Here is a 739-nt window from a genome sequence, read left to right as displayed (position 1 = left end):
CTAATCTTATTCAAGGTGTAGGACAAAATTAGCTCTATATAATCTATACCAATATTAACTTTAATAAATTCTGGTAAAAGATCAGCTACTTCTTGCCATCTCTTTAATAAATCTCGTTCGTGGATATGTTCTAAAAAAAACTGCAAGATTCCAGACCAAGCTTTTTCTTTTAATTTTTCATCAGAAATATTTTGAACATTAATTAACTGATAATCATTAATCCATGTATTTTTTACAAGTTCACTGTTTTCAAATAACTCCCATAGATTAGTAGGTGCATTATAGTTTTGTACACCATTGTAGAACACACAAAGGGTACACAAAAGGAAATTTTTTATTTCCTGTCGCTTTCCTATGATATTCAAAAATAAAATATCTACTATAGATTTCTTTAGGCTACGCTCTACAAAACTATCTTTTTTCCTTTCTAAGAGCTTCAAAAGAAAGTAAAGTTTTGATATGTGGCGGTAAGGTAGGTTTCAAACTAATCTTATTCAAGGTGTAGGACAAAATTAGCTCTATATAATCTATACCAATATTAACTTTAATAAATTCTGGTAAAAGATCAGCTACTTCTTGCCATCTCTTTAATAAATCTCGTTCGTGGATATGTTCTAAAAAAAACTGCAAGATTCCAGACCAAGCTTTTTCTTTTAATTTTTCATCAGAAATATTTTGAACATTAATTAACTGATAATCATTAATCCATGTATTTTTTACAAGTTCACTGTTTTCAAAT

The 739-nt window shown here is 28.3% G+C and carries 1 protein-coding gene and 1 pseudogene; both read right to left on the bottom strand.

The window, feature by feature from the left end; translation table 11 throughout:
* Positions 1 to 440: Rpn family recombination-promoting nuclease/putative transposase (locus tag O6R16_RS08005; protein ID WP_499680707.1), on the bottom strand; the 440-nt coding region annotated here is incomplete at its 3' end.
* Positions 412 to 739 (bottom strand): annotated as a pseudogene (locus O6R16_RS08000) (Rpn family recombination-promoting nuclease/putative transposase); the annotation flags it as partial. The pseudogene O6R16_RS08000 and the gene O6R16_RS08005, both read right to left, overlap by 29 nt.

This window comes from Candidatus Rickettsia tasmaniensis, assembly GCF_036857515.1.
Lineage (GTDB): Bacteria > Pseudomonadota > Alphaproteobacteria > Rickettsiales > Rickettsiaceae > Rickettsia > Rickettsia rickettsii.
Note: the sequence above shows the minus strand (reverse complement) of the source record. Positions and strands in the feature narration are given on the sequence as shown.